Origin of the sequence: Microbacterium sp. H6 (genome assembly GCF_003314775.1) — a bacterium.
In the GTDB taxonomy this organism is placed as follows: Bacteria; Actinomycetota; Actinomycetes; order Actinomycetales; family Microbacteriaceae; genus Microbacterium; species Microbacterium oxydans.
Window position 1 is genome coordinate 1 of sequence record NZ_QOAY01000281.1, and the last position, 211, is coordinate 211.

Here is a 211-nt window from a genome sequence, read left to right on the forward strand (position 1 = left end):
GAGGCACCGATGCCCAGCTCCCCCCGCCTGCGCGCGAGCGCGCTCCTCCTCGCCGGAGTCCTGGCGTGCGCCGGGTGTTCCGCCGCGATCCCGAGCGCGCCGACGGCCGTCGGCGACGGCTTCCCCGGCACCTGCCTGCCTGCGGAGGTCTCGTGGCCCTCCGACTTCCTCGAATCCCTCCCCGGGGAGTCCGAGGCGATCGGCGGGCGCA

The 211-nt window shown here is 76.8% G+C and carries 1 protein-coding gene; it reads left to right on the forward strand.

From position 1 onward, the window contains the following. Positions 1-9 precede the first annotated feature (9 nt). Positions 10-211: hypothetical protein (locus DSP71_RS22775; RefSeq protein WP_220151145.1), on the forward strand; the 202-nt coding region annotated here is incomplete at its 3' end.